15 protein-coding genes are annotated in these 15,854 nt (G+C 66.8%); 8 read left to right on the forward strand and 7 right to left on the reverse strand.

The window, feature by feature from the left end; genetic code table 11:
- Positions 1–59: 59 nt before the first annotated feature.
- Positions 60–968, forward strand: a complete 909-nt coding sequence (locus M1D55_RS03910) for a LysR family transcriptional regulator (protein ID WP_456281296.1) — start codon at positions 60–62, stop codon at positions 966–968.
- 317 nt (positions 969–1,285) lie between these two features.
- On the opposite strand, the gene M1D55_RS03915 is transcribed toward M1D55_RS03910, so the two are convergent.
- Together M1D55_RS03915 and M1D55_RS03920 are read right to left on the reverse strand one after the other, a co-directional pair.
- Positions 1,286–1,984, reverse strand: coding sequence for an SDR family NAD(P)-dependent oxidoreductase (locus M1D55_RS03915; RefSeq protein WP_006576329.1), 699 nt, complete (start codon positions 1,982–1,984; stop codon positions 1,286–1,288).
- Positions 1,985–2,154: 170 nt separating this feature from the next.
- Positions 2,155–2,628, reverse strand: a complete 474-nt coding sequence (locus M1D55_RS03920) for an Lrp/AsnC family transcriptional regulator (RefSeq protein ID WP_006576330.1) — start codon at positions 2,626–2,628, stop codon at positions 2,155–2,157.
- A gap of 262 nt (positions 2,629–2,890) precedes the next feature.
- Between M1D55_RS03920 and hppD the strand changes: the two genes are divergently transcribed.
- From hppD to M1D55_RS03935, 3 genes are all read left to right on the forward strand, one after another.
- Positions 2,891–3,964 carry a 4-hydroxyphenylpyruvate dioxygenase gene (gene hppD / locus M1D55_RS03925; protein ID WP_456281177.1) on the forward strand — a complete coding sequence of 358 codons (1,074 nt, stop codon included), beginning with the start codon at positions 2,891–2,893 and terminating at the stop codon, positions 3,962–3,964.
- A gap of 196 nt (positions 3,965–4,160) precedes the next feature.
- The gene (locus M1D55_RS03930) at positions 4,161–5,546 is read left to right on the forward strand and encodes an amino acid permease (RefSeq protein ID WP_006576332.1); all 1,386 of its coding nucleotides are present in this window, start codon (positions 4,161–4,163) and stop codon (positions 5,544–5,546) included.
- A 107-nt stretch (positions 5,547–5,653) separates the two neighbouring features.
- Entirely contained in the window at positions 5,654–6,856 is a 1,203-nt protein-coding gene (locus M1D55_RS03935; protein ID WP_456281178.1) for an amino acid aminotransferase, read from the forward strand.
- 135 nt (positions 6,857–6,991) lie between these two features.
- Here M1D55_RS03935 and M1D55_RS03940 read toward each other — a convergent pair whose 3' ends face one another.
- The 4 genes from M1D55_RS03940 to ku form a co-directional block, all read right to left on the reverse strand.
- Complete coding sequence (locus tag M1D55_RS03940; protein ID WP_456281297.1) at positions 6,992–7,663, reverse strand: N-acetyltransferase; 672 nt, start codon at positions 7,661–7,663, stop codon at positions 6,992–6,994.
- A gap of 17 nt (positions 7,664–7,680) precedes the next feature.
- Entirely contained in the window at positions 7,681–8,541 is an 861-nt protein-coding gene (locus tag M1D55_RS03945; protein ID WP_456281179.1) for a hypothetical protein, read from the reverse strand.
- An 823-nt stretch (positions 8,542–9,364) separates the two neighbouring features.
- Positions 9,365–10,228, reverse strand: a complete 864-nt coding sequence (locus M1D55_RS03950) for a tetratricopeptide repeat protein (RefSeq protein ID WP_456281180.1) — start codon at positions 10,226–10,228, stop codon at positions 9,365–9,367.
- Positions 10,225–11,106, reverse strand: coding sequence for a non-homologous end joining protein Ku (gene ku, locus M1D55_RS03955; protein WP_006576337.1), 882 nt, complete (start codon positions 11,104–11,106; stop codon positions 10,225–10,227). Before ku ends, M1D55_RS03950 begins: the two co-directional genes overlap by 4 nt.
- A gap of 224 nt (positions 11,107–11,330) precedes the next feature.
- On the opposite strand from ku, the gene M1D55_RS03960 reads away from it, so the two are divergent.
- From M1D55_RS03960 to M1D55_RS03970, 3 genes are all read left to right on the forward strand, one after another.
- Complete coding sequence (locus M1D55_RS03960) at positions 11,331–12,134, forward strand: amino acid ABC transporter substrate-binding protein (RefSeq protein WP_006576338.1); 804 nt, start codon at positions 11,331–11,333, stop codon at positions 12,132–12,134.
- 185 nt (positions 12,135–12,319) lie between these two features.
- Entirely contained in the window at positions 12,320–12,973 is a 654-nt protein-coding gene (locus M1D55_RS03965; protein ID WP_006576339.1) for an amino acid ABC transporter permease, read from the forward strand.
- A gap of 40 nt (positions 12,974–13,013) precedes the next feature.
- A complete protein-coding gene (locus M1D55_RS03970) occupies positions 13,014–13,766 on the forward strand; it encodes an amino acid ABC transporter ATP-binding protein (protein WP_456281298.1) in 753 nt (250 codons plus the stop codon).
- A gap of 146 nt (positions 13,767–13,912) precedes the next feature.
- On the opposite strand, the gene M1D55_RS03975 is transcribed toward M1D55_RS03970, so the two are convergent.
- Positions 13,913–14,611: a GntR family transcriptional regulator gene (locus M1D55_RS03975; RefSeq protein ID WP_064575488.1), complete on the reverse strand. Its 699-nt coding sequence runs from the start codon at positions 14,609–14,611 to the stop codon at positions 13,913–13,915.
- A 268-nt stretch (positions 14,612–14,879) separates the two neighbouring features.
- Here M1D55_RS03975 and M1D55_RS03980 point away from each other — a divergent pair, with 268 nt between their 5' ends.
- Positions 14,880–15,842 carry a Bug family tripartite tricarboxylate transporter substrate binding protein gene (locus tag M1D55_RS03980; RefSeq protein ID WP_456281299.1) on the forward strand — a complete coding sequence of 321 codons (963 nt, stop codon included), beginning with the start codon at positions 14,880–14,882 and terminating at the stop codon, positions 15,840–15,842.
- Positions 15,843–15,854: the final 12 nt, after the last annotated feature.

Below are 15,854 nucleotides of genomic sequence, written 5' to 3' on the forward strand. Positions count from 1 at the left end.
GCGGCGCGGATCGATCTGTTAATTCTGCCGGACCTTCAATGCAGATCGATCCCAACGGCATGGACCGCTTCGACGCCTTGCAACTGTTTACCCGCATCGTGGAACTGGGCACCTTCTCCGGTGCCGCCAACGCGCTCAATATTCCGCGGGCCACCGCCACGCATGGGATCAAGGAACTGGAAGCGCGGCTCGGCGTGCGCCTGCTGGAACGGACCACGCGCCAGGTGCGGCCGACGCTCGATGGCCAGGCCTTCTACGAGCGCAGCAAGCGCGTGCTGGCCGAACTCGAGAATGCCGAGACCTCGCTGAGCAGCCACGTATCCGATCCGCGCGGCACGCTGCGGCTCGATCTGCATGGCATCCACGCGGCGATGATCATCCTGCCGCGCATCGACGAATTCCACCGGCGCTATCCGCATATCGAACTGGTGATCAGCAGCGGCGACCGGCTGGTCGACCTGGTCGGGGAGGGCATCGATTGCGTGGTGCGAGCCGGCGTGCCGCGCGAGTCGTCGCTGGTGGCGCGTCGCTTGACCAGTCTGCCCGAGATCATCTGTGCCAGCCCGGCCTATCTGGAGCGGCACGGCACGCCGCGCCATCCCGACGAGCTCGCGCAGCACCAGGGCGTGGGCTTTTTCTCGCGCAATCACGACTACCGCTACCCGTTCACCGTACGGATCGACGGCGAGGTCGTGGAATACCTGCCGCGCGGCTGGATTACCGTCAGCGACGCCGAGTGCTATACGCAGGCGGGCCTGGCCGGTTGCGGGCTGATCCAGGTGCCGCGCTTTCGTCTCGAGGAGCATCTGCGCGCGGGGCGGCTGGTGCAGGTGCTGGCGGACTGGCCTTGCCCGGAACTGCCGATCTCGGTCATGTACACGTCGCAGCGCCAGCTGGCGCCGCGGGTACGCGCATTCGTCGATTGGGTCGCGGCGCTGTACGAGGAGCGTTTCGGGCCGCTGAAGTAGCGGCGGTTGGCGCGCGGGGCGGCCCTCTCCCCCAGACCCTCTCCCGCAAGCGGGAGAGGGGAGCACGCAGCGGTCTGCTTGGCACGCCGCGAATCTGCTCGCGATGACTGCCGCCTTCTCCGGCGCGCGGGAGAGGAAGCACAGCGGCCTGCTTGGCGCGTGGCCATCCTGGTCGCGATGACGTGCTCCCTCTCCCGCTTGCGGGAGAGGGCTGGGGAGAGGGCTGGGGAGAGGGCTGGGGAGAGGGCTGGGGAGAGGGCGCGGCGGTGCAAGCGGCGCAGGCGACTGCATCGGCCCAGGCAAGCCTGGGCCCGGCCTCAGGCCCGATTCACAACCGGCAGCAGCGCGCCGTGAATCGCGCGGGCAGCGTCCGAGGCGAGGAACAGGATTGCGTCGGCCAGCGCCGCGGGGTCGACCCAGCGCGAGGCGTCGGCGTCCGGCATCGCCGCACGGTTTTCCGGGGTATCGAGCACGCTGGGCAGCACCGCGTTGACATGGATGCCCTGGTCGCGCACCTCGGCCGACAGCGCCTCGGTCAGCCGCGCCAGCGCGTCCTTGGACGCGCAGTAAGCACCCATCTGCGCGAGCCCCCGCGCGGCGGAGTTCGCGCCGACATTGACGATCCTGCCGCCGCCGGCCGCGATCATGTGCGGCACCACCGCGCGCGACACGTTCAGCACGGTGCGCAGGTTCAGGTCGAACATCCGCTCCCACTGCGCATCCGCGCCTTCGCCGACGACCGGGCCCATGCCGAATCCACCGGCCAGATTGCACACCACGTCGATACGGTTAGCGCTGCCGATCGCCTGTTCGACCGCGCGCTTGACCGCGGCCGCGTCCAGCAGGTCCGCTTCCACCGCGAGATGCTCGCCGGCGGGAAGGGTGGGGCTGACGCCGGGGCGGTCGACCAGCACCAGCCGTGCGCCGGCACGCGCAAAGGCGTCGGCGACGGCGCGGCCGAGGTTGCCGGCCGCGCCGGTGATGAGGACGGTCTTGTCGTGGAAGTCGAATGCCATGTCGGATCTCCTGGATATAGGTTGCGTGGCGCCGACGGCCCGGCGCCGATGCGGTCGGCGCCCAGTGTATGGCGGCGCGCCCAACAGGATGTTGCGATTGCGGCTCGGGCTAACCCTGTGTCGCGGCAGAAAATTGCGGCATGGCGCCGATATCGGGGCCGGCTGCCCGCCTACAGCTCCAGCGGCATCGCACTGGTGCACTTGATCTCGTCGAGGCATACACTGGATCGAACGCCGCTGACGCCGGGAATCCGCATCAGCGTATCGAGCAGGAAATCCGACAGCGACTTTAGATCCCGCGCGACCACCTTCAGTACGTAGTCGATATCGCCGGTCACGGAGAAGCACTCCTGGATCTGGGCCAGCTCGGTGACCAGGCCCTTGAACTTGGACAGGTCGCGGATATGGCCGCGTTCCATCGTCACATGGATGAATGCCACTACGCCGAAGCCGAGCATGGCGCCGTCGAGCCGCGCCTCGTAGCGCTTGATGATGCCGCTTTCCTCCAGGCGCCGGTGACGCCGCAAGGTCTGCGCCGGCGACAGGTTGATGGCCTCGGCCAGTTCCAGGTTGGAGGCGCGGCCGTGCTCCTGCAAAACGTCCAGCAGGCGGCGGTCGGTACGGTCCAGTTCGATCGAATGCATCTTTATTTCTCCAAGGCGCGTATGGATGAAATGTTATCTCACATCCTAGGGTTTCCCTGTGGTTTTAACGAAATCCAATTTGGCGCCCCGAAATATAAACTGCATCGCATCGCTGCATGCCGCCGACTGTTCCGGCTACATGCCGAGGCCCCCGAGGGGCCGACGCGCGCCAGTGCCGCCGGACGCATGCGAAGCCGAAATAATATTTCCCCGGGGGATGCCCCGGCATCCCGGACCCACAACCCACTTGCCAGAAGACGATATGAGCGATCTCTTTGACAACCCGATGCAGCTGATGGGCTTTGAATTCGTCGAATTCGCCTCCCCGACGCCGAACGTGCTCGAGCCCCTGTTCGAACAGATGGGCTTCACGCTGGTGGCCCGCCACCGCTCCAAGGACGTGGTGCTGTATCGCCAGGGCGACGTCAATTTCATCGTCAATCGCGAGCCGAACAGCCTGGCCGCGTACTTCGCCGCCGAGCACGGCCCGAGCGCCTGCGGCATGGCGTTCCGCGTCAAGGACTCGCACAAGGCCTACGCCCGTGCGCTCGAGCTCGGCGCGCAGCCGATCGAGATCCCGACCGGTCCGATGGAACTGCGCCTGCCGGCGATCAAGGGCATCGGCGGCGCGCCGCTCTACCTGATCGACCGCTTCGAAGAGGGCAAGAGCATCTACGACATCGACTTCGAATTCGTCGAAGGCGTGGACCGCCGCCCCGTCGGCCACGGCCTGAAGCTGATCGACCACCTGACGCACAACGTCTACCGTGGCCGCATGGCGTACTGGGCTGACTTCTACGAGAAGCTGTTCAACTTCCGCGAGATCCGCTACTTCGACATCAAGGGCGAGTACACCGGCCTGACCTCGAAGGCGATGACCGCGCCGGACGGCAAGATCCGCATTCCGCTGAACGAGGAATCGCAGAAGGGCGGCGGCCAGATCGAGGAATTCCTGATGGAGTTCAACGGCGAAGGCATCCAGCACATCGCCTTCCTGTGCGATAACCTGATCGAGGTCATCGACAACCTGCAACTGTCGGGCGTGCCGCTGGCGACCGCGCCGAACCAGTACTACTACGACAACCTGGCCAAGCGCCTGCCCGGCCATGGCCAGCCGGTCGACCAGCTGCAGGCGCGCGGCATCCTGCTCGACGGCACCACCGAAGGCGGTCAGCGCCGCCTGCTGCTGCAGATCTTCTCGAAACCGCTGCTCGGCCCCGTGTTCTTCGAGTTCATCCAGCGCGAAGGCGACGAAGGCTTCGGCGAAGGCAACTTCAAGGCGCTGTTCGAATCGCTCGAGCGCGACCAGATCGAGCGGGGCGTGCTGACCGTCTGATCGTCTGATCGATCGGTCGGGCCGGTCTGATTGCGCGGATCGGCAGCGACCCCGACGATCGCGTCGGGACTATTCACAGGGTCATATCCACCGACTGCCCGGCGCTACCCGCGCCGCGGCAGCGCACAGCCACAAGCGCCCGTCCGATAGAGGCGCCCGGCTATCATTCCAAAAGAATGGGTAGAGGAAACACTTCATGCATGCAGACAATACGGACCGCGCGCTCCACCGCGGCCTGAAGAACCGGCACATCCAGCTGATCGCGCTGGGCGGTGCCATCGGCACGGGCCTGTTCCTGGGCATCGCCCAGACCATCAAGATGGCCGGCCCCTCGGTATTGCTGGGCTATGCCATTGCCGGCATCGTCGCCTTTTTCATCATGCGCCAGCTCGGCGAAATGGTGGTCGACGAGCCGGTGGCGGGCTCCTTCAGCTATTTCGCCAACAAGTACTACGGCAATTTCGCCGGCTTCATGTCGGGCTGGAACTACTGGGTGCTCTATATCCTGGTCAGCATGGCCGAGCTGTCGGCGGTCGGCATCTACGTCCAGTACTGGTGGCCCGAGATTCCGACCTGGGTGTCGGCGCTGGCCTTCTTCCTGATCATCAACGCGGTCAACCTGGCCAGCGTCAAGTCCTTCGGCGAGGCCGAGTTCTGGTTCTCGATCATCAAGGTCGCGGCGATCATCGGCATGATCGGCTTCGGCGGCTATCTGCTGGTGTCCGGCGAGGCGGGCCCGCAGGCCACGGTGGCGAACCTGTGGCAGCACGGCGGCTTCTTCCCGAACGGCGTGTCCGGCCTGGTGATGGCGATGGCGGTGATCATGTTCTCGTTCGGCGGCCTCGAGCTCGTGGGCATTACCGCGGCCGAAGCCGATTCGCCGGAGAAGACGATCCCGAAGGCGACCAACCAGGTCATCTACCGCATCCTGATCTTCTATGTCGGCGCGCTCGGCGTGCTGCTGTCGCTGTACCCGTGGGAAAACGTCGCCAGCGGCGGCAGCCCCTTCGTGCTGATCTTCCACGCGCTGAACAGCAACTGGGTCGCCAACGTGCTGAACGTGGTGGTGCTGACCGCGGCGCTGTCGGTCTACAATAGCGGCGTTTACTGCAACAGCCGCATGTTGTTCGGCCTGGCGCGCCAGGGCAATGCGCCCAAGGCACTGCTGAAGGTCAATCGGCGCGGTATTCCGGTCGTGGCGCTGGGCGCCTCGGCGGCTGCCACGGCGGTCTGCGTGCTGATCAACTACCTGATCCCGGGCAAGGCGTTCCAGCTGCTGATGGGCCTGGTGGTGTCGGCCCTGATCATCAACTGGGCGATGATCAGCGTGATCCATCTGAAGTTCCGCGCCCACAAGCGCAGCGCTGGCGTGACCACGCGCTTCCAGAGCTTCGGCTACCCGCTGACCAATTACCTGTGCCTGGTCTTCATGGCCGGCATCCTGGTGATCATGTACCTGACGCCGGACCTGCGCCTCTCGGTCTATCTGATCCCGGTGTGGCTGGGCGTGCTGGCAGTGTGCTACCGGCTGCGGAACAAGGACGCCGCGCAAGCGCTGCCGCAAGGCGCGCCGGTACGCTGAACCAGTAGTGGCGGTGACGGCAATGCGATGCGGCGCCCCCGCGCCGCTCGCCACGCCCCGCGTCATCACTGAATTTGGATCGGTCTCAAATCTGGCCTGAGGTTTTCATGTTTGCTCATATCGACGCCTACCCCGGCGACCCCATCCTGTCCCTGAACGAGAACTTCGCGCAAGACCCGCGTCAGGACAAGGTCAACCTGACGATCGGCGTCTGCTTCGACGACGTAGGCCGCTTGCCGCTGATGGCCGCGGTGCGCGAGGCCGAAGCCGCGCTGGTCGCCGACCAGGGGCCGCGCCCGTATCTGCCGATGGCCGGCATCCCCGGCTATCGCCAGGCCGTGCAGCAGCTGGTATTCGGCGCGGACAGCGCCGCGCTGGCCGAGAACCGTGTGGCCACGATCCAGACGCTGGGCGGCTCGGGCGCGCTGCGCGTCGGCGCCGACTTCCTGAAGCGCTATTTCCCCGAGGCGCAGGTGTGGATCAGCGATCCGAGCTGGGACAACCATCGCGTGGTGTTCGAGCGCGCCGGCTTCCAGGTCAACAGCTATCCCTACTATGACGACGCCACCGGCGGCCTGCGCTTCGACGCGATGATCGACGCGCTGCGCCAGGTGCCGAAGGGTCATGTGGTGCTGCTGCACGCCTGCTGCCACAACCCGACCGGCGTGGACCTGAACGAATCGCAATGGCGCGAGGTCATCGCCGTGGTCAAGTCGCGCGGCCTGCTGCCGTTCGTCGACATGGCCTACCAGGGCTTCGGCACCAGCCTGGACGACGATGCCTTCGTGATCCACGAGCTCGTGCGCGAAGGCGTGCCGTGCCTGGTGGCCAATTCGTTCTCGAAGAACTTCTCGCTGTACGGTGAACGCTGCGGCGGCCTGTCGGTGGTCTGCGCGAACGCCGAGGAAGCCGGCCGCGTGCTGGGCCAGCTGACCGGCGCGGTGCGCGCCAACTACAGCAACCCGCCGACGCACGGCGCGCGCATCGTCGGCAAGGTGCTGACGACCCCGGCGCTGCGCCAGTCGTGGGAAGCCGAGCTGGCCGCGATGCGCGACCGCATCGCGGCGATGCGCACGGCGATCCACGACAATCTGCAACGCCTGGCCGGCGGTGCGGACCTGTCGCGCTATCTTGCGCAGCGCGGCATGTTCACCTACACCGGCCTGTCGGCCGAGCAGGTCGATACGCTGCGCACCGAGCATGGCGTCTATCTGGTGCGCTCGGGCCGCATGTGCGTCGCCGGCCTGAACCACGGCAACGTGGCGGTGGTCGCGAAGGCGATCGCCGGCGTGATGGGGGCGAAGGGCTGACCTGGTAGTCCCGCCTCCAGAAAGCCGAAACCCCGCTTGCGCGGGGTTTCGACTCTAATCACGGAGGCCCGTCCGAACTCGGACCACCTCCGTCTCAAAGCGAGATGATAAGGGTTTTCTCGCTCGCATGGTCCGCTATACGACCATCCCCGTCGCCTCCGCCAGCGCGGCCATCGTCCATCCCCGTCCCAACAACACCATGCGGGTATGCAGTTTGTCGAGCACCGGCTCGGTGACGTCCGATCCCAGATAGCGCAGCGCCTTGTCGCGCAGCTCCACATAGCCTCGCTCGTAGTCGGCGGCCAGCGCATGCCATAGCGCATGCGCGCCGGGCGATTGCCGCGCGCCGGTGATCAGGCAGTGTCCCGCGTCCAGATACGAGCGATAGATCGCCGAGGCCAGGCCGCGGCGCTGGTAGGGCGGGGCGAACTTCGAATGCGGTGCGCGCAGATGGCGGTCGGCGCGGCGGTCCAGTTCGACCAGCCGGTTGAAGACGGTATAGCCGGCCAGGCAGCGCCGCACCGTGTCTTCGACATAGAAGTAGTACTCGCCATCCGCTTCGCGGTAGCGCACGACCAGGCCGGGCAGCGCGGACGGTGTTGCCGCGATGTCGTGCAGGCAGTCGCCGGGCTGATAGAGCCGGTCGTACAGCGCCTGCAATTCGGCCTCGAGCGTGTCGGGCGCGTGCTCGACGTCGATGCGCAGCTCGATGGCGCGCAGCAGGCGGGCGAGGGCAGGACGGCTTGCGTGCAGCCGGCGCGGGGAACCGCGCCATGCAACGGCGCCGAACGCCGCGTGAGCCAGCATCGATGACATGGCGGCGGTCAACCGGTCTGCCAGGCGCCGCTGACCAGGTTCTGCGGCTTGCTGCGGGCAACGATGCGCGCGCTGACGTCCCAGATATCGATCCGCACGTTCAGTCCCGCATGAATGCCGTATCCCGGTCCGGTGACGATCTCTTCGTCGGTCTGCACGCCTTCGCCGGCCTTGATCGCGCTATCGGCGACGATCGAGCCGCTTGCCTTGATGCCCCAGCCGGCTTCGATATGGTGGCTGCTGCGGATCGTGCCGCCGGCCTCGATGCCCTGGCCGGCGCTGATGCCGTGGCCTTGCAGATCGCCGTCGGCCTTCAGCGTGCCGCCGCAGCGGATCGCGTGCTGCGCGGCGATGCTGTCGCCCGCGCGCAGGTTGCGGCCGGCGTGGATATGCTCGCCTGCGGTGATGTCCCAGCCCGCCCGGACGCTGCCCTTGGCATCGAGAAAGGTCGCGACGTCGATGCCCCACGCGGCCTTGATGTCGCCGCCGGCTTCGATCGCGCCGCCGCTGTACAAATTGCCCGCGCAATCGATATCTTCACCGGCGATGATCGCGGTGCCGGCGCGGATGCCGCCGCCGACGCGGATCGTGCGTCCGGCTCGGACCACGGAATCGATATCGATGGCGCCGCGCACGACCAGCGTGCCGGCAAAGACCAGCGCGCCGGCGTTCAGCGCATCGAGCGTCAGCACGGCATCGGTGGGACCGAATTGGTCCAGCAGCCAGCATGCGTCGCCGACGCGGCCGGCATCGACCAGCGCATCGAGCAGCCGCTGGTAGTCGCTGCCGTCATGCCGGTTGCGCAGGAACCATTTGTAGCCGTCGGCGCAGGGGCGTTTCGCCTTGACGAAATTCTGGGAGAGTTCCATGGACATCGGGATCTCGGTAGTCGGTGAAAGGGAGGCTGGCGTGCTGTGGGCGATGGGGGTTGCCCTCTCCCCAACCCTCTCCCGCAAGCGGGAGAGGGAGCAGGCCGGCGCGGTATCAAGGCTTGCGTGTCGGCTGATGACTCCCCGCGCCCGCGAGTGGCAGAGGGAGCCCGGGATCGCGACTGCATTCGTGCGTGCCGATGGCCTGCTCCCCTCTCCCGCCTGCGGGAGAGGGGCTGGGGGAGAGGGCAACACGCCCAAACCGCCTACAGCGGATTCAGCACGAGAAATTCAACCGCCAGATAAAGCGCGGCAATCCCGGCCATGGCGAGCACGGCGCGGTAATAGACGGCGGCGGATTTTTTGGTCTTGGCGGACATGCGCTCTCCCATTTGCACGTTGAACAGTGGACCGCCATCGACGGATGGCGATCCCCGGGCAATGTGCCGTGCCAGGGAGACCGGTGTGGGACTGTGGTGTGGCTTAGTCCCTGGCTCCCCGCACGGCTGAGAGAAGCACGGCGGGAATATGGGATGTGCGGGCGACCATGGCCTGACGCGCGGCAAAGCCGCAAGCGTCGCCGTACGCGCGTGCCGCCACAGCATGCAGGGCATGCTGGTAAAGGGCGGTGCGGCGCAGGACGGTTTGCATTCGGTCGCGAATTTGAAGGAAGGAAGATTGGCCAGACGCAGGCGCGAATGGCGGGCTTTCGGTGGAGCGTTTGCTCCATCGGCCCTGAAAAAAGGGGCGAAAGCAGGGCAAGTATCCCATAGCCGTTGAGAAGTCTCAACCTTGCGGCGCACCAAGCGTGCGCGACAGAGCTTCAGCGGCAGTATTTCCGGTACTGATTGAAGTGCCGGATCGCGCGATGCGCGTCGCCCAGTTGCTCGTGCAGGCGGGCCGCGTTGAAATGCGCGTCGGCCATGTCGGGCGCGATATCGATGCAGCGGTGATAGCTGCGCAGCGCGTCCTCGTATCGCTCCAGATCTTCGAGCGTGACGCCGAGATTGAAGTGGAGCAGCGGCTCGTCGCCGATGGCGGCCACCGCGTCCCGATACAGCGCTTCGGCCTCCTGCACGCGCCCGGCTTCGGTCAGCAGGCAGCCGAGGTTCAGATAGGGGTCGGCGTAGTCGGGCGCGATCGCAATCGCGCGGCGGTAGGCCTGCTCGGCCTTGCGCATGTCCTGCGCTTCGAGCTGGCAGCCGAGCTGGAACCACGTGCCCGCGTCGGTGCCGGCATCGGTCCCATCGTTGGCGCGGTCCTCGGCGAAGTTGTCCGGCTTCCTCGCCGACTGGATCGACAGCACCGCGCCCGGCTGCGACCGGCTCGGCTGCAGTTCCATCACCAACTGGCCGGTTTCCACCTCCCACTGGCGATGCGCTTCCGAGACGACCACACCATTGCCGACCGCCGCGATTCGCACGCCCGACAGCGGCCGGTCCTGCGACCACGCCTTCAGTCGCTGCAAGGCCCGGGTGACGCGGCGCGGCGCGACATTGGCCTTTTTCAGCGAATCCGCGGTGCGGATCAGCACCACGTCCTGGAACGAATACTGGCGCTCGCCGCGGCTGCCCTTGACCGGTTCGAGCAAGCCCGCGCGCGTCAGGCTCGCCACCGTCCCGCGCGAGACGCCGAACGTGCCTTCGATGTCCTTCAGCGTAAAGCTGTCCTTGCCGACGGCGCTCATTTCCTGGCGGTACGTCGAATCGGGGCCGCGGGCTCCGCGGCGCGCTTGGCGCTCTTGCGCGGCGCCGTCTCGCGGGCGGGCTTCTTCGCCGCGGCCTGCGATTTGCTCAGGCTCGCCTTCAGCGCCGCCATCAGGTCGATCACCTCGCCGCCTTCGCTGGGCCGCTCCGCCGTCGCCGATACCGTGATCTTCTTGCCCTCGATCTTCTTGTCGATCTCGGCCAGCACGCGCAGCTTCTCCTCGTCCTGATAGGCCGCCGGGTCGTAGGCCTCCACCGTGCTCTGCTCGATCAGCTGCTCGGCCAGCGTCAGTTCGGCGGGACGGATGTCGGTGCGCTCGACGTTCAGATCGGCCATCGAGCGGACCTCGTCCGCATAGAGCAATTGCTGCAGCACCAGGCCGTCGTCGTTGGCGCGCACCTGCACCATGTACTGCTTGCCTTTCCATACCCAGGTGGCCAGCGCGCAGGTCCCGGTCTTGCGCATCGCCTCGGTCAGCAGGCTGTACGGCTTGGCGCCACGCTTGTCGGGGGCCAGATAGTAGGCCTTGTCGAAATAGATCGGGTCGATGGCGCCGGTCGGCATGAAGGCGACGATGTCGATGGTGTGGCGCGCGCCGGTCTCCAGCGCATCGAGCTCCTCGGGCGTGAAGACCACGTAGCGGTCCTTCTCGAACTCGTAGCCCTTGACCATGTCGGCACGCTCGACCACGACGCCCTCGCGCTGGCAGATGTACTGCTGCCGCAGCCGCGAGCCGCAGCCCTTGTGCAGCAGGTTGAAACCGACGCCGGACTTGCTTTCGGTCGCGGAAAAGACCCGGACCGGGATGGAAACCAAGCCGAAGCTCAGCGAGAGGGAGGCAATGGAGCGTGCGGCCATGTCGTCACCTTTCGTGTTCGCATTGCTAAAGGATTTAGCACATTGCTAAAGGATAGACGACACGGACCGGCGACGCCGGCCAGTGCGCCACATTCTCCGAACGGATCCGTCTTTCGTATAATGGCGGGTTTGCTGCCATCTCACCGTGTCGAAGCGGGATGTCGGATGGCCCCGGGCATCGCCCGCCTTTGCTCTGATCTCTCTCGCTCCGCTCCTCTCACATCATGAAATCACTGAAAGCCCTCCTGATCGTCTCCGCCGTGGCCCTGTTCGCCGCCTGCGGCAAGTCCGAGCAAGCCCCCGCGGCGGCCGGTGCCGCCAGCGCCCCGGCCGCGGCCGCCCGGACCGTCGTGGTCGGCCTGGACGACAACTTCCCGCCGATGGGCTTTCGCGATGCCAACAATGAGATCGTCGGCTTCGATATCGACATGGCCAAGGAGGCCGCGCGCCGGCTCGGCATGACGGTCGAGTTCAAGCCGATCGACTGGAGCGCCAAGGAGGCCGAACTGAACGGCAAGCGCGTCGACGTGCTGTGGAACGGCCTGACCATCACCGAAGAGCGCAAGAAGAACATCAGCTTCACCGCGCCCTATATGAGCAACCACCAGATCATCGTCGTGGGCAGCGCCTCGCCGATCAAGGCCAAGGCCGATCTAGCCGGCCGCATCGTCGGCGCGCAGGACGGCAGCAGCGCGGTCGACGCGATCCGCAAGGAAGCGCAGGTCGCCGCCGGCATCAAGGAACTGAAGACCTTCGGCGACAACGTGACCGCGCTGATGGACCTGTCGGCTGGCCGCCTCGACGCGATCGTCGTCGATGAGGTCGTGGGCCGCTACCTGGTCAGCAAGCGCGCCGGCGAGTACCGCGTGCTCGACGAGAACTTCGGCACCGAGGACTACGGCGTGGGCCTGCGCAAGGACGACGGCGAGCTGCTGGCCCAACTGGACAAGACGCTGGCCGAGATGAAGCAGGACGGCACGGCCGCGCGTATCGCGCAGCAGTGGTTCGGCGCGAATCTGATCAAGTAAGCGCGGCGTTCCGCCGGGCCAACGCAAGAGCCTGTTGGCGTAACATCCTGTCGTCCCCGCGAAGGCGGGGACCCAGCGGCTTCACAGACGCTGGATTCCCGCTTTCGCGGGAACGACATGATGGTCGTCGAGACCTTGCCGTCTCGATTCTTCCTCCTGTACCCCCGCGCGCCGGGTTTCGATCCATGGACTACGTTCTCTCCCTGCTGGGACCGATGGCGCAGGGCGCGCGGATCACGCTCTCGCTGTTCTTCATCACGCTGGCGCTGTCGGTGCCGCTGGGGCTGGCGCTGGCACTGGCGCGGCTGTCGGCATGGCGGCCGCTGAGCGTCGCCGTCAACGGCTATATCTGGCTGATGCGCGGCACGCCGCTGATGCTGCAGCTGCTGTTCGTCTATTTCGCGCTGCCGTTGCTGCCGGTGGTCGGCGTGCGCCTGCCGGACTTCCCCGCGGCGGTGGTGGCCTTTGCGTTGAACTACGCGGCGTATTTCGCCGAGATCTTCCGCGCCGGCATCCAGTCCGTGGACCGCGGCCAGTACGAAGCCAGCAAGGCGCTGGGCATGACCTACCTGCAGACGATGCGCCGCGTGGTGCTGCCGCAGATGGTGCGGCGCGTGCTGCCGCCGGTCAGCAACGAGACCATCACGCTGGTCAAGGACACGTCGCTGATCTACGTGCTGGCGCTGAACGACATCCTGCGCACCGCGCGCGGCATCGTGCAGCGCGACTTCACCACCACGCCTTTCCTGGTCGCCGCGGCCTTCTATCTGCTGATGACGCTGCTGCTGACCTGGATGTTCCAAAGCCTGGAAAAACGCTATGCCGCACACGATCAATGAGCCGCTGACGGACGGCGGCGACGCGCAGCAGCGCCCGGTGATGATCCGCGCCAGCGACATCGTCAAGTCTTTCGGCGCCAATCGCGTGCTGCACGGCGTCTCGCTGACGCTGCGCAAGGGCGAGGTGGTGGCGGTGATCGGGCCGTCCGGCTCGGGCAAAAGCACGCTGCTGCGCTGCCTGAACCATCTCGAGACGATCGACGGCGGCAGCATCGAGATCGAGGGCGAGACGCTGGCCGAGCCCGGCGCGGACCAGCGCAGCCGTTATGTCTCGGACGCCGAGGTACGCCGCATCTGCCGCAAGATGGGCATGGTGTTCCAGTCGTTCAATCTGTTCCCGCACATGACGGTGCTGCAGAACATCATCGAGGCGCCGATGACGGTCAAGGGCATCGCGCGCGAGGCCATCGTGCCGACCGCCGATGCGCTGCTGCGCAAGGTAGGGCTGCTGGACAAGCGCGACAACTACCCGTCGCGGCTGTCGGGCGGGCAGAAGCAGCGCGTGGCCATCGCGCGTGCGCTGGCGATGGAGCCCGACATCATGCTGTTCGACGAACCGACCTCGGCGCTGGACCCGGAGCTGACCGGCGAGGTGCTGCGCACGATGCGGCAGTTGGCGGACGACCATATGACGATGCTGGTGGTCACGCACGAAATGGGCTTCGCGCGCGAGGTCGCGCACCGGGTCGTGTTCATGGACCAGGGCCGCATCGTCGAGAGCGCGCCGTCCGAGGAGTTCTTCCGCGCGCCGCAGCATCCCCGCACGCGCGAGTTTCTGGCCCATATGCTGTAAGGCACGGCACGGCACGGCACGGCACGGCACGGCACGGCACGGAACGGAACGGCACGGAACGGCACGGAACGGCACGGCAGGGCACGGCAGGGCACGGCGAAGCGAAGCAAGGCGAGGCCAGGCGAGGCGAGCCGGGCGCTGGCCCGCTACGTGGCCGGATGCAGCCCCTGCACCAGCGCGCGCTTGTTGTCGCGGCTGCGGCGCGCGTGCTCGCGCATCAGCGCTTCGGCCCGTGCCCCTTCATGCGCGACGATGGCCCGCACCACATCCTCGTGATCGAACTGGGCCCGCTGCACGAAGGCCAGTTCGAGCGACGGCTGCACGCCCGCCGCGCCAAGCGCGCCGGGGCCGGCCATCGGGGTCTTGGCGATATGGTCGAGCGCCGAGGCCAGCGCGGGATTGGCCGCGCCTTCCACCAGCGCGCGATGAAAGCGCGCATTCATTGCGGCCCAGCGTGCGGTATCGACCGGCGTATCGCGGCCGAGCAGCGCCTGTTCGACCAGCACGCGCCCTTCGTCGACGCAGGCCTGCAGCTCCTCCAATACCTCCCTGGTGACGCCGTGCTCGGCCAGCAGCCGGGCCGCCATCCCTTCGAGCGTGCCGCGCACGTCGATCGCCATCGCCACTTCGTCCAGCGTGACCTGACGCACGCGGAAGCCGCGCGTGGGCAGCCGCTCCAGTAGTCCTTCCTTTTCCAGCTCGCCCAGCGCCAGTCGTAGCGGGGTGCGCGACACGCCCAGTTCGCCGGAGAACTGCACCTCGCGGATCCGTTCGCCGGCCTGCAGCTCGCCCGCCAGGATGCGGCGCCGCAATTCCATCGTCACGCGTTCGATCTGAGAGGCCATCGGTAAAAAGTGCATTAGGGCGAACTTGCCGGGCTTCATTATGACACGGGGACGGCTTGACGCAGCTCGCTGCATCGCCAATACTGCATGCAAAAATAAGGCTGGATCGATAATACAAGGCATAGGTAAGCATGTTTGCATGCAAACATCGCCTAAATGCCGAACAGGAGACAAGACCGTGCCATCCCGGATTCCGGGGCGGCGAGCCTCGCGTTCGCCCGCCCGCTTGCTCGCCCGCTTCCCCGCCATTTCCCTGCGCCGCCGAGCGGTGGCCATCGCCATCGCGTCCGGGCTGCTGGCGGGTGCCGCGCCCACGCTCGCCGCGTCCGAGCCGTATCCGTCGAAGGCGATCCGCCTGATCGTGCCATTTCCGGCCGGCGGTGGCGGCGACACGCTGGCGCGCCTGGTGATGACCCGCGTCGGCAAGGAGCTGGGCCAGACGCTGGTGATCGAGAACGTGGCCGGCGCCGGCGGCAATATCGGCTCGCAGGCCGCGGCCAAGGCGGCGCCGGACGGCTACACGCTGCTGTATGGCACCAATGGCACCTTCGCCATCAATCACGCGCTGTACAAGCGCACCGGCTTCGACGCGATGCAGGACTTCGTGCCCGTCGCGCAATTGACGCGTATTGCGACGATGGTGGTTACGCGTCCCGGCTTTCCCGCGAAGACCTTCCCGGAGCTGCTGCAGGCGCTCAAGGCCAATCCCGGCAAATACACGGTCGCGTCGGCCGGCAATGGCACCACCTCGCATCTGGCGTCCGAACTGCTGAAGGCGTCGACCGGCGTTGCGATGGTGCATGTGCCGTACCGCGGCGGCGCACTGGCGCTGACCGACCTGATGGGTGGCCAGGTCGACCTGATGATCGAGGTGATGCCCAACGTCATGCCGGCGGTGCGCGGCGGCAAGTTGCAGGGGCTTGCCGTGACGACGGCACAGCGCGTGTCGAGCTTCCCCAATGTGCCAACCGTGGCGGAGCAGGGCGTGGCCGGCTTCGAGGTCAGCGCGTGGGACGGCATCTTCGTGCCGAAGGGCACGCCACCGGAGGTGGTCGCCAAGGTCCAGGCCGCGATCCAGAAGGCGCTGGCCGACCCCGCGCTGCGGCAGCAACTGCTGGACCGCGGCGCCGAACCGGTGCCGCAGTCGAGCGCGGCCTTCGCGCAATTCGTCCGCGCCGAATACGAGCGCTGGGGGGCGCTGGTCAAGCGCTCCGGGGCGAGCGTCGATTGAGCGCCGGATCTT

Source organism: Cupriavidus sp. JZ107 (genome assembly GCF_053903255.1).